The organism is Thiomonas intermedia, assembly GCF_002028405.1.
In the GTDB taxonomy this organism is placed as follows: domain Bacteria; phylum Pseudomonadota; class Gammaproteobacteria; order Burkholderiales; family Burkholderiaceae_C; genus Thiomonas; species Thiomonas intermedia.
In genome coordinates, this window is record NZ_CP020046.1 from 1,320,605 (window position 1) to 1,343,728 (window position 23,124).

Below are 23,124 nucleotides of genomic sequence, written 5' to 3' on the forward strand. Positions count from 1 at the left end.
TACTCGGCTCCAGTTGACGTTAACGTCAAGTGTAATGTGTTGTCGCGTCCCCTTTCCCACCCAGCCACCGCCCACCATGACCGCCCAAGCCTGCGCCGATGCTCTGCACTACCCCTTTGGCGACGCGAAGCCCGAACCGGGAGAGAGCCTCGAATTGGCACCCGGCCTGCGCTGGCTGCGCATGGGCCTGCCTTTCGCGCTCAACCACATCAACCTCTGGCTTCTGGAAGACTGTATCGACGGCGTCCACGGCTGGACCGTGGTGGACTGCGGCATCGACGCCGCGCCGACCCGTGCCGCCTGGGAACAGGTGTTTGCCACACAGTTGGACGGGCGCCCCATCCTGCGGGTCGTGGTCACGCACATGCACCCCGACCATGTGGGGCTGGCCCACTGGCTCACCGCACGCTGGAACTGTCTGCTGTGGATGAGCGCGACCGACTACGCGGTGTCGTGCATGGCGGCGCGGGGCTGCATGACCATCGGTGGCGAACCCATGGCAGCGCATTTCGCCGCGCATGGCCTGGCCGATGCCGACACGCTGGCGGCCATTCGCAAGCGCACCGATTACTACACCGGCCTGGTGCCCGCGATGCCGCCACGCTTCGTACGTCTGCAAGACGGCGACGTGCTGCGCATCGGCGCGCGCCACTGGCGTTGCGTTGCAGGCTTCGGCCATGCGCCGGAACACATCAGCCTTCACTGCGAGGCCGACGAGCTGTTCATCGCAGGCGACATGCTGCTGCCGCGCATCTCCACCAACATCAGCGTGAACGACAACGAGCCCCTGGCCAACCCGCTGCAGCAGTTTCTCGACAGCCTCGCGCGCTTTGCCGCTCTGCTGCCCGACACCACCCTGATCTTCCCGTCGCACGGCCTGCCCTTCCGCGGCGCCCAGGCCCGCATCGCGCAGCTCCAGCAACATCACCGCGAACGTCTGGCCGAGGTGGTCTTCGCCTGCGCCACGCCGCAGACCGCGGCCGATCTGCTGCCCGTGCTGTTCAAACGCCCTCTGGACGTCCACCAGATGACCTTTGCCATGGGAGAGTCCATCGCCCATCTGCACAAGCTGTGGTTCGACGGCCAGCTACGCCGCCTTGTCAACGACGGTGTATACCGCTTCGTGCGCTGAGGCAACGGGCGGCACGACAGACGGCCCTCCGATCAAACCCGCCCGCGCCGCCATGTCTGAGCCCCTATCCACCGCCGCCAAAAATGACGCCCCCCAGGGCGCCGCGCTGATCCTGCTGGGCGGCGGGGCACGCACGGCCTACCAGGCCGGGGTGCTCGCCGGTGTGGCCGACATCCTTCGGGAAGCGCGTTGGCCCGCGCAGCGCAATCCGTTTCCGGTCGTCTGCGGCACCTCGGCCGGCGCCATCAATGCAGCCTACTTCGCCAGCCGCTGCACCGACTGGCCCCAGGCCCTGTACGACATGCAAGACCTGTGGAGCAGCCTGCAAGTCCACGACGTGTTCGAGGTCGGCAGCCTGCAACTGCTGCGAGGCGGGGCGCGGTGGCTCGCGTTGATGGCCCTGGGGTGGTTAATCAAACAGCATCCGCGCGCGCTGCTCGACAACACGCCGCTATCCCAGACCCTGACGCGCCTGCTGCATTTCGAGGCGGTGGACGAGGCCATAAAGTCCGGCGCGCTGCGTGCGCTCTCTGTGGCCACGTCGAGTTACACCAGTGGACGTCACATCACCTTTTTCCAGGCCCGACCGGAGGTGCAGCCCTGGAGGCGCCCCGGGCTGTGGGGCATCGCCCAGCCCATCGGCGTGGCGCATCTTCTGGCCTCCAGCGCCCTGCCCTTCGTTTTTCCCGCGGTTCCTCTGGCGGGCGAGGTCGGCCCGGAATATTTTGGCGACGGCGCCATGCGGCAACTCGCGCCGCTGGCCCCCGCCATCCACCTTGGTGCGGAGCGGGTGCTGGCGATTGGCGTGGCCGAACCGCAGGCCCAGATCGGGGCCCGGCATGACCGCTTGCCCCCGTATCCCAGCGTGGCGGAGATTGCCGCGCACGCCATGTCCACGGTGTTTCTCGACACCTTGCGCGCCGATGCGCAGCAGGCCGAGCGCATCAACCGCATGCTGTCGGATCTGCCGCCCGCCCTGCGCGGCAGACTGCCCTACCGGACACTACCCACGCTCACCCTGCTGCCCTCCACCTCGATCAATGCCATCGCCGCCCAGCATTGGCGCAGCATGCCCCAGGGCGCGCGACGCCTGTTGCAGGCCGTTGGGGTCGGCGTGGGCCGGGGGGCTGCACTGGCCAGCTATCTGTTGTTCACCTCCGACTATCTCACCGCCCTGGTCGAACTCGGACGGGCCGATGCGGCCGCGCAGCGCGAGGCCATCGCCGCCTTCTTCAAGCCAGCCGAACCCGGGCCGCTTTGCGCATAATGCGGGCCTATGCTCAATGTCTTCACCCTCAAGAATGGCCGCCTGGTGCAGCAGGAGGTCGACGATCCGCAAGCCCTGGCCGGACTTCAGCCCGTCTGGGTCGATCTCGAGTCGGCTGATCCGCGCGAGCTGGGCTGGATCGAGGCACGCTTCGGCCTGACCATCCCCGCCGATGTGCTCGACCAGGACCTGGAGGAATCCGCCCGGTTCTACGAGGAGGAAGACGAGAACCAGCTTCACCTGCGTTCGGACTTTCTGATCAGCGATGAAGAGCGGCCGCGCAACGAGCGCGTGGCCTTCATCATTCACGGCAGCGTGCTGTTCTCCATTCACACGCACGATCTCACCGTGTTCCGCCTGCTGCGGCTGCGCGCGCGGCGCATGCCCGGGCTGATCGAAAACGCCACCGACGTGCTGCTCGCGCTCTACCTCACCGACGCCGAATATTCGGCCGACGTGCTCGAAGGCGTTTACGACGCGCTCGAAGCCATCAGCGCCGACATCATCCGCCCCGGCGCCAGCGATCAGGATGCGTCGCGTGCGCTCACCGTGATTGCCCAGCAGGAAGACCTCAACGGCCGCATCCGCCGCAATGTGATGGATACGCGCCGGGCCCTGAGTTTTCTGCTGCGCAGCCGCCATCTCAGCGCCGAGCAGTCGCAGGAGGCCCGGCAGATTCTGCGCGATCTCGATTCGCTCGACGGCCACACCGCCTTCCTGTTCGACAAGATCAACTTCCTGATGGATGCCACGGTCGGCTTCATCAACATCAACCAGAACAAGGTGATCAAGATCTTCTCGGTCGCCTCGGTCGCCATGCTGCCGCCCACGCTCATCGCCAGCATCTACGGCATGAACTTCAAGGCCATGCCCGAGCTGGACTGGAGCCTGGGCTACCCCTTCGCCCTGGCGCTGATGGTGGTCTCGGTCATCGCGCCGTTCTGGTTCTTCCGCAAGAAGGGCTGGCTGGAGTAAAGGGTAAAGGGCGCGGCGCTTCAGGCCGCCGCGGCCCGCTTGAGTCGCCGCACCACGCCGCCGAGCACGGGCACCGTGGCGTAGAAATCACAGGCGTCCCAGTAGTCGCGATGGTCGACAACGAGGCCCAGCGCGTCGAGTTTGAAGCGCGTGGCTCCCTCGATCACCTGCAAAGGCGCGCCCTTTCGCAGGGCAAAGTGGAAATCCCAGACCATCCAGCCCACGGCGCCCTGCATCGTCACGTCCTTCACAACGAAGCGCGGCGCGTGCAGCTTGGCGTACATATGCGCAAACTGCGCAGTGATGGCGGCCAGCCCCTGCACGCGGTTGAAGGGATCTTGAAAAGTGGCCTGCGGGGCGTAGACCTGCGCCAGCACATCGAGCTGGTCGGCGCGCAGTTGCTCAAACACGCGGGCGATGCGATGCAAGGGCGAGAAGGCGCCGTCGGTTTCCATGACGCGCATCTTATTGATCCGGTGCGTTGACGTCTGAAACGGCACCCCACCCCAACCCTCCCCACAAGTGGAGAGGGAGCCAACACGGCCCCCCACGACGTGGGGGAGGTTGGGAGGGCTTACGCAGATCGCGCACAGCGCAGTTTTCTCCTCCCCCACAGCGTGGGGGAGGTTGGGAGGGGGATGCGCCTGCATGGCGGGGCCCATGACCCGTTCATCCTTCTCCAGGCCGGATCAACAGGGTCTGTTAACGCCATTTCTGCATCGCACCGGGGGTCTGGGCGGAGGCCATGGGAGGCGCAGGTCGCATGACACGGCGCTTAAGTCAGAGGCGCGGCAACAGCACCGACGCCCAGATGAGCACGCACAGCAGCAAAGTGAGCAGGACGGCGGCGCTGCCCAGGTCTTTGGCGGTCTTGCTCAGCGGATTGCGCTCCAGCGAGACGCGATCGACCGTGTATTCGATGGCGGTGTTGAGCAACTCGACGATGAGCACCAGCAACCCGCAGCCCGCGAGCACCGCGCGCTCGGCCCAGGTGCGTCCGAGCCACAGCGCCAGCGGCAGCATGATGACGGCCAGCGTGAGCTCCTGGCGGAAGGCCGACTCGGTCTGCCAGGCCGCACACAGGCCGCTGAGGGAGTTGATGCCCGCGTGAACCACCCGGGAGAGCCCGGTACGGGTCTTGTAGGGATGAGGCGGCGCCTCTGGAGGGGACGCCGGTGCGCGATCACGCTGCTGAGCGCCCCCAGGGTCGGCTTGCCGGCCCGGCGTCTCGTTGAAAGCCATCGGATCAACGCGCCGCTGGCGTCGACACGCCTTCGCGTACGGCGCGACGCAGATGGTCGAGGAACTGTCGGGACGCGGCCTCCCAGGTGAACTTGCGCGCATGCGCCTGCGCCACGCTGCGTGGGATCTGCAGGGCTCGCAGGCAGGCGGCCTTGAGATCGGTGTCGAGCGCGCCGGCCGGACTGTCGCCGATGACGTCGAGCGGGCCGGTGACCGGGTACGCTGCCACCGGACAGCCGCAGGCCAGGGCCTCGATCAGCACCAGTCCGAAGGTGTCAGTCCGGCTCGGGAAAACGAACACATCGGCGCCGGAATAGACCTTGGCGAGCTCGTTCTGAGTAAGCACGCCGAGAAAGCGCACATCGGGATACTGTCGGCGTATGCGTTCGAGTTCCGGCCCTTCGCCGACCACCCATTTGGTGCCCGGCAGGTCGAGCCGCAGAAAGGCGTCGATGTTCTTCTCCACCGCCACGCGGCCGACGTAGAGAAAAATCGGCGGCGTACCGTCGAGCCGCGCGCCTTCGCGCGGATAGAACACGCCCGCATCCACCCCGCGCGACCACAGCTTCACGTGACGGAATCCTCGCTCCTGCAAATCGCGCTGCACCACCTGGGTGGGGACGAGCACGGCGCGGCCGGCGTTGTGAAAGCGTCGGAGATAGGCATAGGTCCACCCCAGTGGAATGCGCAAGCGTGCGTGCACGTATTCAGGAAAGCGGGTGTGGTAGGCCGTGGTCAGCGGAATGTCCAGGCGCCGCGCGATGCGGCGGGCGGCCTGACCCAGCGGCCCTTCGGTGGCCACATGCACCACGTCGGGCATGAAGCGGGTGACGCGCTGCATGATCTGCGCACGGGGCCGCAGGCTGAGCCGGATTTCAGGATAGGTCGGGCAGGGAATGGTGCGGAAGGCGTTGGGCTCCACGACCTCCACCACCTGACCCAGGTCGCGCAGCTGGTCTATCGTGGTCTTGAGGGTACGCACCACGCCATTGACCTGCGGCGCCCAGGCGTCGGTGACGATCAGAATGCGCAGCGGCGGCGTGCCCGCGGCCGCGGGCCAGGGCTTCTCGGCCGCGGCCGCCACCTGCGGAGCAACGGTGGAGGCGATCATGCGCGTGCTCCGCGGGTGGCGGCCAATGGCGCCACGGCTTGCGGCGGCAGTTCCGCCAGGAGCTGAAGCCCGGCATTCCAGTGCAGCAGCTTGAGGCGGCCATCGGCATCTTCGGCCAGTGCGGTGAGGCTTTCGACCCAATCGCCGCAGTTGGCATAGATCTGCCCCTCGTCGAGGCGAAGCTCGGCGCGATGAATGTGGCCGCACACCACGCCGTCACACTGCTGGCGCCGCGCCTCGTCGCTGAGCAGCGTCTCGAAGCTCGAAATGGTGTTCACCGCCGCCTTGACCTTGTGCTTGAGATACTGCGACAGCGACCAGTACGGCAGGCCCAGCCTGAGCCGGGCATGGTTGAGCCAGCGATTGAGCTTGAGCGTGAACATGTAGGCGGCATCGCCCAGATGCGCCAGCCACTTGGCATAGAGCACCACGCTGTCGAACAGGTCGCCGTGCACGATGAGCAGCGTGCGGCCGTCGGCGGTGACGTGACGCACCTGGTTGAGCACCTCGATGCCACCGAAATGCAGCCCGTCGTAAGGCCGCGCGAACTCGTCGTGGTTGCCCGGCACGAACACCACCCGCGTGCCCTTGCGCGCCTTGCGCAGCAGCTTCTGCACCACGTCGTTGTGCGACTGCGGCCAGTAGATGCCTTTTTTCTTGAGCTGCCAACCGTCGATGATGTCGCCCACCAGATAGATGGTGTCGGCGCCGCAATGGCGCAGAAACTCCAGCAGCTGCGGCGCCTTGCAGTCGCGCGTGCCCAGATGAATGTCCGACAGCCACAGCGTGCGCCACGACACGGCTGGCTCGGCATCGCCTGCGCCGTCGGGGAACTCGGCCGACGCGGTGGCGCGCATCGCCGCGGGTGGTGCGTCATCCTTGGAGAGCACGACACTGCTGCGCATCATTCGGGACAGGGTTGGGATCGCCATGCCGCGCATTGCATCGGCCCAATGTGTCAGGCGCGTGAATGTCACGAAAAAACCTGCGCCGCCTCGCCGATATGGGCGCTTGTCTAGCGCCTGGCGACAGGGTCAAATGAGGGCCCGATTCCCTCCGACATCTGCCGCCATGAGCCAGGAACGCGAACTCAAATTCCGACTCGACCCCACCCTGCACGACGCCGTGCGCCACCACCCGGTCCTGCTGACCCTGGCAGAGGGCCCCGAGGTCCACTCCATGCAGACCTGGTATTTCGACACACCCGCACAGGCGCTGCGTCAAGCGGGTCTGGCGCTGCGGGTCAGGCATCTGGCCGACGGCCAGCGCATCCTCACGCTCAAGAGCAGCCCGGCGCAGGGCCTGCAACTCGCGCGTGGCGAATGGGAGTTTCCGATCGACGCCGATGTGCCCGAAATCAGCGCGCTGCAGCGCCTCGGCCACACACCGCTGGCCACGCTGGATGAGCCGCAGGTTCTGGCAAGCCAGTTGCGCGCCGTGCTGGGAACGCGCGTGCGGCGCACGATGTGGCTGGTGACGTGGCAAGGCACCCGGCTCGAAGTCTGCCTCGACGAGGGGCAGGCCTTGGGCGGCAACCACACGGGCGCGCCCAGCCTGCCCATCAGCGAACTGGAGATCGAACTCGTCGAAGGTCAATGGGCCCATGCCTTCGATCTCGCCTGGACGCTGGCGCAAGACCTGCCGCTGCTGATCTCACCGGTCAGCAAACTCCAGCTCGCCGCCTGCGCCGCAGGCGCCGCCACGCTGCAGCTGCCCGCGCTTGCGCGCGAATTCGCTCCGCACCCGCAGGGCGGCCAGGCGGTGGCCGACGCGCTTCAACTGGCGACGGCCTTCATCGCCATCGGCGCCGATCTGCTGCACCAGAGCGCCAGCGCCGAGACGGTGCATCAGATGCGTCTTCAGCTACGCCGCCTGCGGGTCCTTCTGCGCCTCCTGCAGACCATGGGGCCCAAGTCGCAGCGCGCGGCCTGCCGCTGGCTGCGCGATGAGTGGCGGTGGGCTGGTCAGCTTCTGGGGGCGGTGCGCGACGTGGACGTCTGCCTCGAACAGGCCCGAGCTCACAGCGAAGACGAGAGCCCGAGCGTCTCCGCGGCTTGCGAGAGTCTGGCACGCAGACGGGAGGCGCGTCTGGCCGCCCTTCTGGCGTATTTGCGCAGCGCGCGATGGGGCCGTGTGCTGCTGGCCCAGGCGCGGTGGGCGGAGTGCTGGAGCAGCGGCAGGATCGTCGACCATGATCTCTCGACCGATCAGCTGGCCCGCCGTCTGCTGCACTTTCACCGCGAAGATCTGTCCTTGCATCCCCAGCGGTGGACCGAGCTCCTGGCCATATGGGAAAGCCTCGCCGCCACGCCAGCCGAGGCGCCCTGGGCTGCCCTGCACACCCTGCGCCTGCGCGCCAAGCAATTGCGCTACACGCTGGAGTGGCTGGGCCCCTGGGTCGCCGCCGTGCTTGGAGACGAAGGCAAGACCTGGCTCAAGCTCGTGGGCGTGCTGCAGACCGATCTGGGCGCGGCGCTCGACACGCTGCGGCTGGCGCGCTGGCTCGATGATGCAGCGCTCGACGCCGCGCCATCGTGCCCCCCAGCGCAACGCCCCAGCGTGGACCTGGCCTTCGACCTGGCCCGCACCGGCCTGAAGCGCGCCCTGAGCGCCGCCCGTCAATAGCCCGCTGCGCGTCGGCCGCGCGTGCGGCGGCCCGCATCACGGCCGGAGGCAGTTGGCGGCGTGGCTCGCCCTCGCCCGCGTGAGCGGGCGACGCGCGGGCGCCTTGACGTTCACCCCGCAGTCCCCAAACAGGCTTGAGCGGAGGCCTTCCGTGGTGCTGCTTCATGCCTTTTCAAAGGGACTCGCAACACGCCCGCAGACCCACTCAATTGACAATCATTATTATTTGCAAATAGACTGCTCTCTCGTTACTAACACGCTTTTTTGCGCCCGACTTTTCGAGATTGCTGTCCTCCCATGTGGATTCCCCTACTCATCATGCTGCGCGAAGGCATCGAAGCCGCGCTGGTTGTCGGCATCATTGCCGGCTATCTCAGGCGCACCGGCCGCAGTGCCTGGATGGGCGCCGTCTGGGTCGGCGTGATGCTGGCGGCGGCGCTGTCGCTGTTCGTCGGCGCCGCGCTGCAATTCGCCGGGGCCGAGTTTCCCCAGCGCCAGCAGGAATTGCTTGAGGGCATCATCGGCCTGCTGGCCGTCGGCATCCTGACGTCCATGGTGTTCTGGATGCGGCGGGTGGCGCGATCGGTGAAGCAGGAATTGCATGCCTCCATCGATGCGGCGCTGTCGGGCACCCACAAGAACCAGGCCTATGCCCTCATCGGCATGGTGTTTCTGGCGGTGGCGCGCGAGGGCCTGGAGACGGTGTTCTTCCTGCTGGCCGTGTTCCAGCAAAGCCCCAGCCCGCTCGCGCCGCTGGGCGCACTGCTCGGCCTCATCATGGCCATCGCCGTGGGATGGGGGATTTACGTCGGCAGCATTCGTCTGAACCTCGCTCGCTTCTTCTCCACGACCAGCCTGTTGCTGCTGGTGGTCGCCGCAGGCATTCTGGCCGGCGCAGTGCGCTCGCTGCACGAGGCGGGGCTCTGGAACAACCTGCAGGCGGTGGTCTTCGACTGGAGCGAACGCCTGCCCGATGACGGCCCGGTCGGCTCCGTCCTGGCGGGCTTCTTCGGCTACCAGGACACGCCGACCGTCAGCACCTTGGGGGCCTGGGCGCTGTATCTCGTCGTTGCGCTGACCTTGTTCTTCCGCCCGTCCGGCAAGCCGTCCCCCGCCTCCCTCAACCACGATCCGGCCAAAGCCCCATCCAACGCATGAACACCCCACCGCCCGCCCCTCATCGATTTTGGATGCGCGCGGCGCTCGTCGCATCGGCGCTGGTGCTGATCGCTGCCGGAGCCGCGTTCTATTACGCCTCGCAACTGGCGCACGACAAAGCTCCGAATCAGGGCGATGAGATCATCGTCACCATCCACGCGCGGCATTGCGAACCCAACGCGCTGACCGTGCCTGCGGGCACGACCCAGTTCCGCATCGTCAACCAGTCCGATCGCGCGGTGGAGTGGGAGATTCTCGACGGCGTGATGGTGGTCGAAGAGCGTGAAAACATCGCACCCGGTCTGAGTACGCGGCTGACCACGCGGCTGGAGCCGGGCGATTACGCTATCACCTGCGGGCTGCTGAGCAACCCGCGCGGCACGCTCAAGGTCACGCCCACCACCGAATCGTCGGCCACCGCCAAGGCCGCACCGACCACCGCGGCCTTCATCGGCCCTCTGGCCGAGCAGCGTTTTGACCTCACGATGCGCAGCGACGATCTGCTGGAGGCGGCGTCCGCCCTGCGGCTGGCCATCGAAGCCGGTCAGCTCGACGCCGCACGCGCGGCCTATCTCAAGGCGCGGATCGACTATCAGCACATCGCCGCCACGGCCCAGCGCTATGGCGATCTCGACAACGCCATCAACGCGCGCGCCGACTACTTCGCCCAGCGCGAAAAAGACCCGGCGTTCGGCGGCTTTCACCGCATCGAGTACGGCCTCTTCGCCGAAAACAGCACGGCCGGACTGCTGCCTGTCGCCACCAAGCTGAACGCCGATCTGACCGCCCTGCGCACCGCCATGCTGGCGCGGCCGCTGCCGCCGCAGCAGCTTGCGCTCAACGCCGAACGGCTGATGCGCTCGCTGGCGCAAACCCGCAGCCAGGGCGAAGAGGAACGCTACAGCCACGCCGATCTGGCTGGGTTCGCCGCCAATCTCGACAGCGTGAACAAGACCCTCGCGCTCCTGCAGCCGCTGCTGGTCAAGGCCGATCCCAAGCTGCTGGCACAGCTCCAGACCGAGACCGCCAACCTCGCCTCCACGCTGGGCGGTCTGCACGGCACCGAGGGCTATCGACCCTATGACCAGGTCGATGCCAGCACGCGACAACGGATTGCGCAGCAGGCAAACCTGCTTGCGCAATCGCTGGGCGCGGTCAATGGCGCGCTCGGTCTTTCCACCACCTGAACGGCTTTTGCGACTCATCATGGCTTCCAAAGACATTCCACCGCCGAGCTGTCCGCAACGCCGACGGCTGCTGCAAGGCTTCGGCGCCACCGCGGGCGCGGCGGTTGCCGGGCTGTGCCCGGGCCTGGCCCGTGCGGCCGACGCTTCTGCGGCGACCCACGCACCGCAGAGCGACACCGTGCTGCAGCTCCAGCCGTTCCACGGCCTGCATCAGCCAGGCATCGTCACCCCTCGGCCCGCCGCGGGCATGGTGGCTTCGTTCGACATCATCGCCACCCACCGCGCCGATCTGGAACGGCTGCTGCGCACACTGACCGAGCGTGTGCGCTTTCTCATGAGCGGCGGCCCGGTTCCTGAGATCAACCCCAAGTTGCCCCCTTTGGATTCGGGCATTCTGGGCCCCGTCGTCACCCCCGACAACCTCACCATCACCCTGGCCGTGGGCGACAGTCTGTTCGACGACCGCTACGGCCTCGCCAAACTCCGGCCGCGTCGACTGCAGCGCATGACCGCATTCCCGAACGACGCGCTGGAAAAGGACCGCTGCCACGGCGATCTCACGCTGCAGTTCTGCGCCAACACGCCCGACACCAACATCCACGCCCTGCGCGACATCGTCAAGAACACCTCGGACCTGATGGTCTTGAACTGGAAGCAGGAAGGCACCGTCCCCGTCATCCAGACGCAGCCCGGCCAGCCCGAGCCCAGCGCGCGCAATTTTCTCGGCTTTCTCGATGGTTCGGCCAATCCGGCGGCCCACGACGAGCGGCTGATGAACCACGTCGTCTGGATCCGGCCGGACGACGGTGAACCGGCCTGGGCCACCCACGGCAGCTATCAAGTGGTGCGGCTGATCCGCAACTTCGTCGAACGCTGGGACCGCACGCCGCTGCAGGAGCAGGAGGCCATCTTCGGTCGGCGCAAGCACAACGGCGCTCCCCTGTCTGGCGGCGCCGACGAGTTCACCGCGCCCGATTACAGCGGCGACGCCGAGGGCAAGATCACCCCCCTCGACGCCCATATCCGCCTGGCCAATCCGCGCACCGAGGACTCGGAAAAAAACCTCATCCTGCGCCGCCCCTTCAACTATTCCAACGGCGTGATGAAGAACGGCCAGCTCGACATGGGCCTGCTGATGGTCATCTATCAGGCCGATCTCGAACAGGGCTTCATCACCGTGCAGCGCCGCCTCGACGGCGAACCGCTGGAGGAATACATCAAACCCACGGGCGGCGGCTATTTCTTCGCCCTGCCCGGGGTAGTCGACGCGCAGGACTTCTACGGCCGCTCGCTGCTGCTGGCCAGCGCCTGAATCCCTTTCACACCCACCCCTCTCAATGGAGTCTCCCATGAAACGTTTCGCCATGGCCTGTCTGCTGGGCGCCAGCCTGCTCGGCAGTCCGCTTGCCGCGCAGGCCGCCACCCCGGCCTCGCTCGATCTGGTCACCCCGATCACCGATTACAAAATCTACGTCACCAAAAACATCAACGAGCTGGTCACCCAGACCCGCGCCTTCACCACGGCGGTCAAGAAAGGCGATGTGGCCACGGCGAAAAAGCTGTTCGGTCCGACCCGCGTGCACTACGAGCGCATCGAACCGATCGCTGAGCTCTTCAGCGATCTGGACGCCTCGATGGATTCGCGAGAGGACGATCATGAAAAAGGCGTGAACGCCCCCGATTTCACCGGCTTTCACCGCATCGAATACGGGCTGTGGATCAAAAACAGCACGACAGGCCTCACACCGTTTGCGGACAAGCTGATGGCCGACGTGCTCGACCTGCAAAAGCGCATCAACGGCATGACCTTCCCGCCCGACAAGGTGGTGGGCGGCTCTGCGGCGCTGATGGAAGAAGTGGCCGCCACCAAGATCAGCGGCGAGGAAGACCGCTACAGCCACACCGATCTGTACGACTTCCAGGCGAATGTGGACGGCTCGAAAAAGATCTTCGATCTGTTCCGTCCGCAACTGCCCAAGGGCAACGAGGCCTATGTGGCCAAGGTCGAGAAAAACTTCGGCACGGTCAACACCATCCTCGACAAGTACAAGACCCAGGACGGCGGCTACGTGACCTATGACAAGGTCACGGAAAAGGATCGAAAGATCCTCTCGGGCGCGGTCAACACCCTGGCCGAAGACCTCTCGATGCTGCGCGGCAAGCTCGGCCTGAGCTGAGATTAGCCCGTCTTGCGCAGATTCGCCGGGGCGATGCGCAGGGCCTCGCGGTACTTCGCCACGGTGCGCCGTGCGACCTGCACGCCTTGCTGCGTGAGGCGCTCGGCGAGTTCGCTGTCCGACAGGGGCTTGGCGCTGTTTTCCTCTGCAACGAGGCGCCGGATGAGTTCGCGCACCGCCGTGGACGAGGTGTTGCCCCCGGCCTCGGTGCTCAGGCCGGAGCCGAAGAAATACTTCAGCTCCACGGTGCCAAAGGGCGTGAGCATGAACTTCTGGGTGGTCACGCGCGAGATGGTCGATTCGTGCAGCCCGAGTTCGTCGGCGATTTCACGCAGCACCATCGGCCGCATGGCCACCGGGCCGAAGTCGAAGAACCGCTGCTGGCGCTCGACAATGGTCTGCGAGACGCGCTGAATGGTCTCGAAACGCTGCTGTACGTTCTTCACGAACCAGCGCGCCTCCTGAAGCTGGCCCTGCATGGCGCCACCGCTGTCGCGCGCTCGGCGCATGGCATCGGCATAGATCTGGTTCACCCGCAGCTTGGGCATGACCTCGGGATTGAGCTGCGCCGTCCAGCCTTGCGGGGTCTTGCGGGCGATCACATCGGGCGTCACCGCTTGCGCGGCATCGCGGCGGAAAGCGCCACCCGGATGCGGGTCGAGCTGGGCGATGCGTTGCTGCGCCTGGCGTAACGCGTTTTCATCGGCCTCGAGCTGGCGTTCGAGCTTGCGCCAGTCGCGCCTGGCCAGCATGTCCAGATGGCCGCCGCGGCAAATCTGCAGGGCCAGCTCTCGCACGGCGCAACGCGGCTGACGCAGCAACTGCAAACAAAGGCAATCGGCCAGATCGTGCCCGGCCACCCCGGCCGGATCGAAGCTCTGGATCAGTCGCATGGCCGTGGTGAGCGCGTCGGACAGGTCTTCGATCTGTTCGGCATCTGCCGCGGGGGCGAGGGCCAGCGCCAGCTCCAGGGGCGTGTCGGGCAGATAGCCATCGTCGTCGAGGGAATCGATGATGGCCTCCGCGGCCGCGCGGTCGGTGGCGCTCAAGGCCAGCCCGGCAAGCTGCGCCCGCAAATGATCGCGCAAATCGATCTGCTCAGAAGCAACGTCCAGGGCGCTGAATTCGTCGTCGTCCCCGCTGCCTCCGGCGCTCTGGCCTGAGCTGACCCAGGAGTCAGCGTCGGCATCGATATCGGCGCCGTGATCGGTCTCGCCGCTGCTGGCCGTCCAGTCCTGCGTTTCGAGCTGCAGTTCGGCAGTGGGCTCAGCCGCGGTCTCATGCCCCTCGGTGGCCACCTGGGGCACGTCGGGCGTCAACGCCGCCTGCGGCTCGGACGTCGTCGCAGCGGCCGACGGATCCTCCGTTTCTTCGGGTTCGAGAAACGGATTGGATTCGAGCAGACCTTCGATCTCTTGCGTGAGTTCGAGCGTGGAGAGTTGCAGCAGGCGAATGGACTGCTGCAACTGCGGCGTGAGCGCGAGATGCTGGGACAGGCGCAGATTCAGCGACGGTTTCATCGCGGCTTACATGCGGAAGTTTTCACCGAGGTACACCTTGCGCACCGCGGGGTTGTCAATGATGGATTGCGGATCGCCCTGGGCCAACACCTGGCCTTCGCTGATGATGCAGGCACGGTCACAGATCCCTAGCGTCTCGCGCACGTTGTGGTCGGTGATGAGCACACCGATGCCCTGCTCTTTCAGGAAATGGACGATGCGCTGAATCTCGATCACCGCGATCGGATCGATCCCGGCGAACGGTTCGTCGAGCAGGATGAACCGCGGCTGCGTGGCCAGTGCACGCGCGATTTCCACGCGCCGACGTTCGCCTCCCGACAGCGCGGGCGCGGGGCTGTCGCGCAGGTGTTCGACATGCAGTTCGCGCAGGAGGTGATCTTCGCGTTGGCGGATTTCGGCACGGCTCAGGCGACGCCCCTGGGCGTCACGCTGCAGTTCCAGCACGGCCCGGACGTTCTCGGCGACGGTCATGCGCCGGAAGATGGAAGCCTCTTGCGGCAGGTAGGACAGCCCCATGCGCGCCCGCCGATGCATGGGCGAATCGCTCACATCCTGGCCGTCGATGTGGATGCGCCCCGCATCGGGTCGCACCAGCCCAACAATCATGTAGAACGACGTGGTCTTGCCTGCGCCGTTCGGGCCCAGCAGACCGACGACCTCGCCGCAGCGCACGCTGAAACTCACATCGCGGACCACCTGCCTGCCGGCATAGCGCTTCTGCAGATGCTGCACGTCGAGTTGCGGCCCGGAAGCCGAACGCATGGCCAAGGGACTTTCGCCATGCTGAGACGCAACCGGTTCCAGTCCACCCCGCAGCACGGTTTGCTGCGGCCGCTGCGGCTGCGCGCTCAAGGCTGAGCCCCAAGCGTGGGCGCCACTTTGAGTGCCGGTGTCGACTTCGGCCTCGCTGGTGCGGACGATGCCGCGGGCTGGGGCGTCAACATCACCCGCACACGCCCGCCCGGATTGGTCGCCGTGGCGCCTTGTGCGCCCCCTTCCACCGTGAAGACGTCGGTGATCTGGTTGTAGGCAATCACATTGCCCTGGCTGCGGTCGATCAATCGACCATCGATCAGCCGACTGAGAATGGCCTGGCCACGCAGGGTGACGACATCAGTCTTGCCGTCGTATTCGATGCGCTGTGCTGCGCCGTCCAGGGTCTGGGCGGGCTGGCCTGGAGCGACGTCGATTTGACGCTGAAAGGTTGCCAGCTCTCCCGGCGCGGCCAATGCCGTGGCATATTGATAGCCATCCGGAGCCTGGCGCACGTCCACGGTGGCGGCACGCAAAACGAGGGAGCCCTTGGTCACGACCACATGGCCGGTGAACACGCTGGTCTGGTGCACATCGTCGTAACGCATGGCATCGGCCTCGATGTGGATGGGCTGATTTCGATCGGTCTGTGCGGCCTGCGCGAACGGCGCCAGATGCAGCGCGAACAACAGGACAGACAACAGGGAACGGGCCACTCGTTTCATCGGCATGGGTTTTGCTTTGGTCGGCTCATTCTAGGGCAAGGCCGCGCGTTCGCGCACAGATCCTGCATGGCGAAAAACAAGCTGCCCGCTCAATGCGGGCAGCTTGTTCCGGAACAAAAGCAAAGCGCTTATTTCTTCGCCGCCTGAACTTTCTTGATCAGAAAATCCACAACCTCCAGCACCTTCTGGTTGTTGTTCGCTTCAGGCATCGCCGCCGAGGTGGTGTAGGTCCCCTGCACCGCCATCGTCGGCACACCCTGAATCTGGTAATCGGTCACCATCTGCGTGGCCTGTTTGACCTGGGCGTTGACGCCAAACGAGTTGTAGGCATCCATGAAAGCCTTTTTCGCAATGCCTTGCTGGGCCAGCCAGTTGGCCATCTGTTCGGGCGTGCCCAAGGGAATGCGCTGCTTGTGAATGGCATTGAAGATCTTGGCCTGCATGTCGTCGTTGAGCTTGCCCAGGGCCATCAACGCGTAATAGAGATGCTGCTGCGGCACGAACTGGGGCGAAAACGCCACCGGCACGCGCTGCAGCACCACGCCGGCCGGCAGCTTCTTCGTCCAGGCCTCCAGCATGGGATCGAAATCGGCGCAGTGCGGGCAGTCGTACCAGAAGAATTCGGTCACCACGACCTTGTCCGACGGACTCACCGGCTGTGACACGGCAAGGCGGTTGTAGGCAAAGCCCTCGTTGAACGGTTGGGGCTTGGCCGGCGTCTGCGCTTGCGCGCCTGCGGCGAGAAAGCCCATGGAAAAGGCCAGAAACACCACGGAAAGCCAGCGTTGAAACATGAGTCGTCCTTTGGTAGGGAGTCAGAGAGTCGTTTTATGAACTGGTGCGAACCAGCGCGGTTTGAACGCCGTTGTCGCCCAGAAGTTTCTGCGTCTGCTCGGCTTGTTGCACCGAGGTGAACGGCCCTACCCGAACGCGATACAAGGTCCGGCCGTTGACAACGCGCTCATCCACATGAGCCTCTTGCCCGATCAGGGCGACCTTGGCGCGCTGGCGCTCGGCGTCGTCGCGCGTGCTGTAGGCCCCGACCTGAAGCACATACTGCACGGGGCCCTGTGCGGCAGGCTTGGCCGCGGTTGTCGGCGCGGGGGTGCCGCCGGCCGCAGGAGCCGCCTCGGGCTGGGAAGCCCCGGCACCCGGCTGCCCGAGCTTGGCGAGCGCCTGAGGCGAGAGCGGCTTGCTTGCCACGGTCACGGGCATGGAGCCGCTGCCTGCCGGCGGCGACTGTGTCGCCCCGCTCAAACCCTGATTGGGATTCCAGTTGCCAGCCCCCGAGGCAGCGCTGGAAGGCCGCTCCTGGAACCGGTTCATGAAGGGCAGCGGGGCCTTGGTGATGTAGAGGGCGACGCCCAGTGCAATGGCCAGGCCGATGACCAGACCGGCGATCAGGCCGATCACGGTGCCCCCGTATTGGCGGCGAAATGAAGTGGGTGTGGGCATGGAGAGCTGGATGAAACGTTGAGGGTGGAATCTGGCGGGCGCTCGGGTGTGCGCTCGAGAGGGACACTCACATACGCAGCGGCGCGCTCACGCCCAGCACACCCAGCGCATTGTGCATCACCTGGCGCACGGCGCGCAGCAGCCGCAGGCGCGCATGCCGCAAGGGCAGCTCATCGACCAGCACCCGCTCGGCGTTGTAAAAGGCATGGAAGTCGGCCGCAAGGTCGCGCAAATAGAAGGCGACATGGTGCGGCGCCAGTTCCTGGCCCGCCGCGGCCAAGACCTGGGGATAGCGCGCGAGCGTGAGTTGCAAGGCGCGTTCGCGTGGTGCGGTGAGCAGGGCGAGGTCGGCTTGGTCCAGCAGCGCGGGCTGCGCAGCGTCCAAGGGCGCGCGGGCCGTCCATTGCTCGAAGACCGAGTTCACCCGGGCATGGGCGTATTGCACGTAGTAAACCGGGTTTTCGTCGTTTTGCGCCAGGGCGAGATCGACGTCGAACACGAATTCGGTGTCGGCCTTGCGCGAAACAAGGAAGAAGCGCACCGCATCGCGGCCCCGCTGCAGCGCCTGGCTGCGCTCGTCCGTGGTCATGTCCTCGCGCGCACCGCCCGACCATTCGATCAAATCGCGCACGGTCACATAACTGCCGGCGCGTTTGGAAATTTTTACCTCCTGCCCCCCGCGCATGACGGTGACCATCTTGTGCAGCACATAGTCGGGATAGCCCGAAGGAATGCCCAGATCGAGCGCCTGCAGTCCGGCGCGTACCCGGGCAATGGTGCCATGATGGTCCGAGCCCTGGATATTCACCGCGCGGTGAAAGCCGCGCTCCCACTTGGCGAGGTGATAGGCCACGTCGGGCACGAAATAGGTGTAGTTGCCGTCGGACTTGCGCATCACCCGGTCTTTATCGTCGCCGAAATCGGTGGTGCGCAGCCATAACGCGCCGTCTTGTTCGAACGTATGCCCCGAAGCCTGGAGGCGGCGCTTCACGTCTTCCACACGGCCGTCGGTGTAGAGGCTGGATTCGAGGTAATAGCAGTCGAACCGGATGCCGAAGGTCTTGAGATCGAGATCTTGCTCGCGGCGCAGATAGGCCACGGCGAAGCGGCGCAGGTTGTCCAGGTCGCCTACCTCGCCGCTGGCGGTGATCGGGCGTCCTTCGTCGTCCGGCACCGACTGGCGACCGAGAAAATCCTCCGCGATTTCGGCGATGTAATCGCCGTTGTAGGCCGACTCGGGCCATTCGGCATCGCCGGGCTTGTACCCCCGCGCCCGGGCCTGCACCGAAAGCGCCAGGGTCTGAATCTGCACCCCGGCGTCGTTGTAATAAAACTCGCGCTGCACCGCCCAGCCCTGGGTGGACAGCACGGCGGCGATGGCATCGCCCAAGGCGCCCTGACGTCCGTGCCCCACATGCAGAGGCCCGGTCGGATTGGCCGAGACAAACTCCACCAACATCGGCCGCGAGCCGCCCGCCTGCGAGTGGCCGAATGTCGTGGCGCCTCGTTCGACCTCGGCAATGACCTGCTGCAGCACAGCCGCCTGAAGGTGGAAATTGATGAACCCGGGACCCGCTATCTCGATGCGCGCCACACCGGCGGCCAGGTCAGCCTCCGAGGCCAGCCCATCCGCGATCTGCTGAGCCACCTCGCGCGGGTTGCGCTTCAAGGGCTTGGCAAGCTGCATGGCCAGATTGCTCGCCAGTTCGCCATGGTCGTCGCTGCGGGGACGGCTCAATTCGATGGAGCCTGAAAACTCGGGCTGCAAGATGCAGGCCGCGCGATGAAGGGCCGAGGTCAACCGCGCTGTGAATTCGATCATTATGGGAATGTTGTGAAGACGCAAAGTCGGCATTTTAGGAGGCAGTTGCCCTGCTTCGCGCCTCCACGACCCTATGGTGTAATGGTTTGCCGACTGCAAGCTGGCTTGCTACGGCAGATCGTGCGGTTCCCCCCGACCGGCATCCGGTCACAACACAACTTGGAGGAATGATGAAAAAACTGATCGCCACACTGGGTCTGGCCCTGGGCATGCTGGCACTGCCCGTACTGTCGCAAGCGCAGACCACGCCGCAGCAAAGCCGCATGGCTCAGTGCAACAAGGAAGCGACCGGCAAGACGGGTGATGCTCGCAAAACCTTCATGAAGGAATGCCTGGCGGCCAAGCCCGCCGCCACCGAAGCCGCCAAACCTGCCGCCAAGGAAGCCGCCAAGCCCGAGAAAAAGGCAGAACACAAAGCCATGGCCGAGGGCAAGAAACTGACCCCGCAGCAGGAAAAGATGTCGTTCTGCAGCAAGGACGCCAAGACCAAGGGTCTGAAGGGCGAAGAGCGCAAGAAGTTCATGAGCGATTGCCTGCGCAAGAAATAATCCGTAGCGTCTTTGCCCTGACGGGCTGGCCGCCATGCAGCGCTTCGGCGGCCGCACTGAACGCACCCTCGGGTGCGTTTTTCTTTCCCGCACGCAGCAGGCACGCATCGAACCAGGTTACTGCTGCACCACCGAATAGCCATTCAGGCCCAGGCCACGCAATTGCTGCACGAGCGTGGCATCGGGCATCGCGGCGGGCAGAGGGCCGACCTGGACACGATAGAAGGTTTGTCCACGGATATAGCCAGGCACCACGATCACGTCTGCGATCCCTGCCGCCTGCAGCCGCGCCTGTTCGGCCTCGGCGTTGGCTTGCAACGTGAAGGCGCCGGTCTGCACATAGTTCTGCTGGGCTGGCGGTGCCGCCCCAGCAGGAGGGGGGGCCGAGGCGGGCGTGGCGCCTGCTGGCGATGAGGCCCCCAGCAAGGAAAGCGCAGGTTGCGGCATCGTCTCCTGGCTGCTCGCCGGGCCGGGGGGCGCCGCGGCCCGGCTGACCGATGCGGCAGGGGCGGACGAGGACGCCATGGGCGGCAGCACCTGCTCCTCGATCGGCGCGGGAGGGGCGTCCTGAGGCGACTCGGGGACCCCCATGGAGGAGGATGCTGCGGGGATTGATGGTGTCACGGGTTGCGTCGCAAACTGCTGCGGCGCCGCCGCGGTCGATGCCCGCGAAGACATGTCCGCCTGTGAGGGGGTCATGACAGGATGGTCTTGCGGCGGCGATGCCGCCGCAGGGGCCTGGGCATACTGCAGCGGTGCGTTCGCTCCCTCGGGCAGTGCCACGATACGCACGCGTGCCGTACCCGTCCGGGTGACACCCAGCGCCTGAGCCGCCCCCATCGACAGATCCAGCAAGCGGCCACTGACGAAGGGGCCGCGATCGTTGACCAGAACCAGCGCGCTCAGGCCATTGTCCAGATTCGTCACCTGAACGCAGGTTGGCAGCGGCAGAACACGGCTCGCCGCGGAAAAATCCCGTGGATTGAAGCGGGTGCCCATCGACGTGGTCGTGCCCGACTCCCAGCCATACCAGGACGCCGTACCGACCTCGTCATAGCCGTCGGCGTTGCGCAGGGGCGTGTAGCTGCGGCCCCGAACGGTATAGGTTCGGTTGTACGCCGCTCGCAAATTGGGCGTGGGTGCGTGGCAGCCCGCCTGCGCGTTCACCGGCGCCCCGCTCAAACTCGCGCGCGGTGGCGCGCTGGCACATCCCCCGAGGACCATGCCCGACAGAACTGTGAGCCCCAGGGCGAGGCGACGCTGTCCTGGTCCTGCCACAAGTGAGCCCATGCGTTTTTCGCACGCATCCTGCCATTTGCTCATCCGCATACTCCGCTGGGATACCGTAGCCGCATGCTAGCGGCGTGCGTCCTGCAAACAAAACAGCCCGCAACGGCGGGCTGTTTTGAAACGACGAAGCGATGGGCTCAGTGCGAGCGCCCACGCAATCGACGAATGGCCGCGAGCTGCGCCGCCAGCATGGCGAGTTCGCCCTCGACCACCGCAACATCCTGCGCCTCCTTGGCATGGGCTCGTGCTTCCTGCGCGGCCTTCAGCGCTTCGTTGGCCTTGGCCTCGTCGAGGTCCTTGCCGCGAATGGCCGTGTCGGCCAGCACGGTGACGCGCTTGGGCTGCACTTCGAGAATGCCGCCCGCAACGAAAACAAACTCTTCCTTGCTGCCGGTGGCGTTGGCCTCTGCCAATTCGATGCGCACCGAGCCGGGCTTGATGCGGGTGATCAACGGGGTGTGGCCGGGCAGAATGCCCAGTTCACCCGATTCGCCCGGTAGGGCGACAAAACGCGCCTCGCCGGAGAAGATGGACTCCTCGGCACTGACGACGTCGACATGGATGGTGTTCATGGCTTCAATCCGGAACGTGATGCGTTTTCAGGCTCCGGCCGGCGGTCTTGTGTAAAGATCGTCAGCCGGATTGGATCGCTTCAAGCTCGCTGGCTTAGTTGAGCTTCTTGGCCTTTTCGAAGGCTTCGTCGATGGTGCCGACCATGTAGAACGCCTGTTCGGGCAGGGCATCGCACTCGCCGCCCACGATCATCTTGAAACCACGGATGGTTTCCTTCAGCGGCACATACTTGCCCGGCGAACCGGTGAACACTTCGGCCACATGGAAGGGCTGCGACAGGAAGCGCTGGATCTTGCGGGCACGGGCCACGGCCAGTTTGTCCTCCGGCGACAGTTCGTCCATGCCGAGAATGGCGATGATGTCGCGCAGTTCCTTGTAGCGCTGCAGAATGCCCTGCACCGCTCGCGTGGTGGAGTAGTGCTCTTCGCCGATGACGTTGGGGTCGATCTGGCGGCTGGTGGAATCCAGCGGGTCTACGGCCGGGTAGATGCCCAGCGAGGCGATGTCGCGGCTCAGCACCACGGTCGCGTCCAGGTGGTTGAAGGTGGTCGCGGGCGACGGGTCGGTCAAGTCGTCCGCCGGTACGTACACGGCCTGGATCGAGGTGATGGAGCCGGTCTTGGTGGAGGTGATGCGCTCCTGCAGCTTGCCCATTTCATCGGCCAGCGTCGGCTGATAGCCCACGGCAGACGGCATACGCCCCAGCAGCGCGGATACTTCGGTACCGGCCAGGGTGTAACGGTAGATGTTGTCCACGAAGAACAGGATGTCGCGGCCTTCGTCGCGGAAACGCTCGGCCATGGTCAGGCCGGTCAGCGCCACGCGCAGGCGGTTGCCCGGGGGTTCGTTCATCTGACCGAACACCATGCCCACCTTGTCGAGGACGTTGGAGTCCTTCATTTCGTGATAGAAGTCGTTGCCTTCGCGGGTGCGCTCACCCACGCCGGCGAACACCGACAGACCGCTGTGCTGCTTGGCGATGTTGTTGATGAGCTCCATCATGTTCACGGTCTTGCCCACACCGGCGCCGCCGAACAGGCCGACCTTGCCGCCCTTGGCGAACGGGCAGACCAGATCGATCACCTTGATGCCTGTCTCGAGCAGGTCGACCGAGGGGGACAGATCGTCGAACTTGGGCGCAGCCTGGTGAATCGAGCGGCGCTCGTCGGTGGCGATCGGACCGGCTTCGTCAATGGGGCGTCCCAGCACGTCCATGATGCGGCCCAGCACGGCGGGACCGACCGGGACCTGGATGGAATGGCCGGTGTTGTTGACCCGCATGCCGCGGCGCAGGCCGTCGCCCGAACCCATGGCGATGGTACGAACCACACCGTCACCAATCTGCTGCTGCACCTCGAAGGTCAGGCCATTTTCGGCCAGACTGCTGTCGTTGTTGTCGGCCAGAACCAGGGCGTCATACACCTTGGGAATGGCGTCGCGGGGGAACTCGATATCGATCACAGCGCCGATGCACTGAACGATTTTGCCTTGCGCTTGAGCCGTCGTCATATTGCTCTCCAATGGTTTGAATTCGGTTGGCCGGGTAGAGGGTCAGAACTTGACC

Annotated in this window: 22 protein-coding genes; 9 read left to right on the forward strand and 13 right to left on the reverse strand. The window is 65.6% G+C overall.

Translation table 11 applies throughout. The features are described from left to right. Positions 1–76 precede the first annotated feature (76 nt). The 3 genes from BVH73_RS06190 to corA are packed head-to-tail and all read left to right on the forward strand — an operon-like array spanning position 77 to position 3,374. Positions 77–1,132, forward strand: a complete 1,056-nt coding sequence (locus BVH73_RS06190; RefSeq protein WP_079417061.1) for an MBL fold metallo-hydrolase — start codon at positions 77–79, stop codon at positions 1,130–1,132. Positions 1,133–1,184: 52 nt separating this feature from the next. Continuing rightward, on the forward strand, positions 1,185–2,399 hold the full coding sequence (locus BVH73_RS06195; protein WP_079417062.1) for a patatin-like phospholipase family protein: 1,215 nt from the start codon (positions 1,185–1,187) through the stop codon (positions 2,397–2,399). Positions 2,400–2,408: 9 nt separating this feature from the next. Continuing rightward, positions 2,409–3,374: a magnesium/cobalt transporter CorA gene (gene corA, locus BVH73_RS06200; protein WP_079417064.1), complete on the forward strand. Its 966-nt coding sequence runs from the start codon at positions 2,409–2,411 to the stop codon at positions 3,372–3,374. Between the two features lie 20 nt (positions 3,375–3,394). Here the strand turns inward: corA and BVH73_RS06205 are convergent, their stop codons facing one another. The 4 genes from BVH73_RS06205 to BVH73_RS06220 form a co-directional block, all read right to left on the reverse strand. After that, a complete protein-coding gene (locus tag BVH73_RS06205; RefSeq protein ID WP_245800439.1) occupies positions 3,395–3,829 on the reverse strand; it encodes a nuclear transport factor 2 family protein in 435 nt (144 codons plus the stop codon). Positions 3,830–4,154: 325 nt separating this feature from the next. Next, complete coding sequence (locus BVH73_RS06210; protein ID WP_079417068.1) at positions 4,155–4,616, reverse strand: diacylglycerol kinase; 462 nt, start codon at positions 4,614–4,616, stop codon at positions 4,155–4,157. 4 nt (positions 4,617–4,620) lie between these two features. Further along, complete coding sequence (locus BVH73_RS06215; RefSeq protein WP_079417070.1) at positions 4,621–5,727, reverse strand: glycosyltransferase family 4 protein; 1,107 nt, start codon at positions 5,725–5,727, stop codon at positions 4,621–4,623. Further along, positions 5,724–6,668 (reverse strand): UDP-2,3-diacylglucosamine diphosphatase, encoded by a 945-nt coding sequence (locus tag BVH73_RS06220; protein ID WP_079417072.1) that lies wholly within the window; start codon positions 6,666–6,668, stop codon positions 5,724–5,726. Before BVH73_RS06220 ends, BVH73_RS06215 begins: the two co-directional genes overlap by 4 nt. Before the next feature lie 130 nt (positions 6,669–6,798). Between BVH73_RS06220 and BVH73_RS06225 the strand changes: the two genes are divergently transcribed. From BVH73_RS06225 to efeO (BVH73_RS06245), 5 genes are all read left to right on the forward strand, one after another. Continuing rightward, positions 6,799–8,352, forward strand: coding sequence for a CYTH and CHAD domain-containing protein (locus tag BVH73_RS06225; RefSeq protein WP_079417074.1), 1,554 nt, complete (start codon positions 6,799–6,801; stop codon positions 8,350–8,352). A 297-nt stretch (positions 8,353–8,649) separates the two neighbouring features. Next, complete coding sequence (gene efeU / locus BVH73_RS06230) at positions 8,650–9,510, forward strand: iron uptake transporter permease EfeU (RefSeq protein WP_079417076.1); 861 nt, start codon at positions 8,650–8,652, stop codon at positions 9,508–9,510. Then, positions 9,507–10,697, forward strand: coding sequence for an iron uptake system protein EfeO (efeO, locus tag BVH73_RS06235; RefSeq protein ID WP_079417078.1), 1,191 nt, complete (start codon positions 9,507–9,509; stop codon positions 10,695–10,697). The genes efeU and efeO (BVH73_RS06235) overlap by 4 nt, the downstream gene beginning before the upstream one ends. Positions 10,698–10,716: 19 nt before the next feature. After that, on the forward strand, positions 10,717–12,009 hold the full coding sequence (gene efeB / locus BVH73_RS06240) for an iron uptake transporter deferrochelatase/peroxidase subunit (protein WP_079417080.1): 1,293 nt from the start codon (positions 10,717–10,719) through the stop codon (positions 12,007–12,009). A gap of 37 nt (positions 12,010–12,046) precedes the next feature. Beyond that, on the forward strand, positions 12,047–12,874 hold the full coding sequence (gene efeO / locus BVH73_RS06245; protein ID WP_079417082.1) for an iron uptake system protein EfeO: 828 nt from the start codon (positions 12,047–12,049) through the stop codon (positions 12,872–12,874). Positions 12,875–12,876: 2 nt separating this feature from the next. Here efeO (BVH73_RS06245) and BVH73_RS06250 read toward each other — a convergent pair whose 3' ends face one another. From BVH73_RS06250 to argS, 6 genes are all read right to left on the reverse strand, one after another. Continuing rightward, positions 12,877–14,394: an RNA polymerase factor sigma-54 gene (locus BVH73_RS06250; protein WP_079417084.1), complete on the reverse strand. Its 1,518-nt coding sequence runs from the start codon at positions 14,392–14,394 to the stop codon at positions 12,877–12,879. Between the two features lie 6 nt (positions 14,395–14,400). Further along, positions 14,401–15,156 carry an LPS export ABC transporter ATP-binding protein gene (gene lptB, locus BVH73_RS06255; protein WP_079420398.1) on the reverse strand — a complete coding sequence of 252 codons (756 nt, stop codon included), beginning with the start codon at positions 15,154–15,156 and terminating at the stop codon, positions 14,401–14,403. An 86-nt stretch (positions 15,157–15,242) separates the two neighbouring features. Next, positions 15,243–15,878, reverse strand: coding sequence for a lipopolysaccharide transport periplasmic protein LptA (gene lptA / locus BVH73_RS06260; RefSeq protein WP_079417086.1), 636 nt, complete (start codon positions 15,876–15,878; stop codon positions 15,243–15,245). 122 nt (positions 15,879–16,000) lie between these two features. After that, positions 16,001–16,666, reverse strand: coding sequence for a thiol:disulfide interchange protein DsbA/DsbL (locus tag BVH73_RS06265; RefSeq protein ID WP_079417088.1), 666 nt, complete (start codon positions 16,664–16,666; stop codon positions 16,001–16,003). Positions 16,667–16,700: 34 nt separating this feature from the next. Beyond that, complete coding sequence (locus BVH73_RS06270; RefSeq protein ID WP_079417090.1) at positions 16,701–17,327, reverse strand: SPOR domain-containing protein; 627 nt, start codon at positions 17,325–17,327, stop codon at positions 16,701–16,703. Positions 17,328–17,394: 67 nt separating this feature from the next. Further along, a complete protein-coding gene (argS, locus tag BVH73_RS06275; RefSeq protein WP_079417092.1) occupies positions 17,395–19,149 on the reverse strand; it encodes an arginine--tRNA ligase in 1,755 nt (584 codons plus the stop codon). 170 nt (positions 19,150–19,319) lie between these two features. Between argS and BVH73_RS06280 the strand changes: the two genes are divergently transcribed. Further along, the gene (locus BVH73_RS06280; protein WP_079417094.1) at positions 19,320–19,697 is read left to right on the forward strand and encodes a PsiF family protein; all 378 of its coding nucleotides are present in this window, start codon (positions 19,320–19,322) and stop codon (positions 19,695–19,697) included. Positions 19,698–19,814: 117 nt separating this feature from the next. On the opposite strand, the gene BVH73_RS06285 is transcribed toward BVH73_RS06280, so the two are convergent. The 3 genes from BVH73_RS06285 to atpD form a co-directional block, all read right to left on the reverse strand. Next, positions 19,815–20,879, reverse strand: a complete 1,065-nt coding sequence (locus tag BVH73_RS06285; protein ID WP_245800440.1) for a septal ring lytic transglycosylase RlpA family protein — start codon at positions 20,877–20,879, stop codon at positions 19,815–19,817. Between the two features lie 245 nt (positions 20,880–21,124). Beyond that, entirely contained in the window at positions 21,125–21,559 is a 435-nt protein-coding gene (locus tag BVH73_RS06290) for a F0F1 ATP synthase subunit epsilon (RefSeq protein WP_079417098.1), read from the reverse strand. Positions 21,560–21,653: 94 nt separating this feature from the next. After that, complete coding sequence (gene atpD / locus BVH73_RS06295) at positions 21,654–23,069, reverse strand: F0F1 ATP synthase subunit beta (protein ID WP_079417100.1); 1,416 nt, start codon at positions 23,067–23,069, stop codon at positions 21,654–21,656. Positions 23,070–23,124 lie beyond the last annotated feature (55 nt).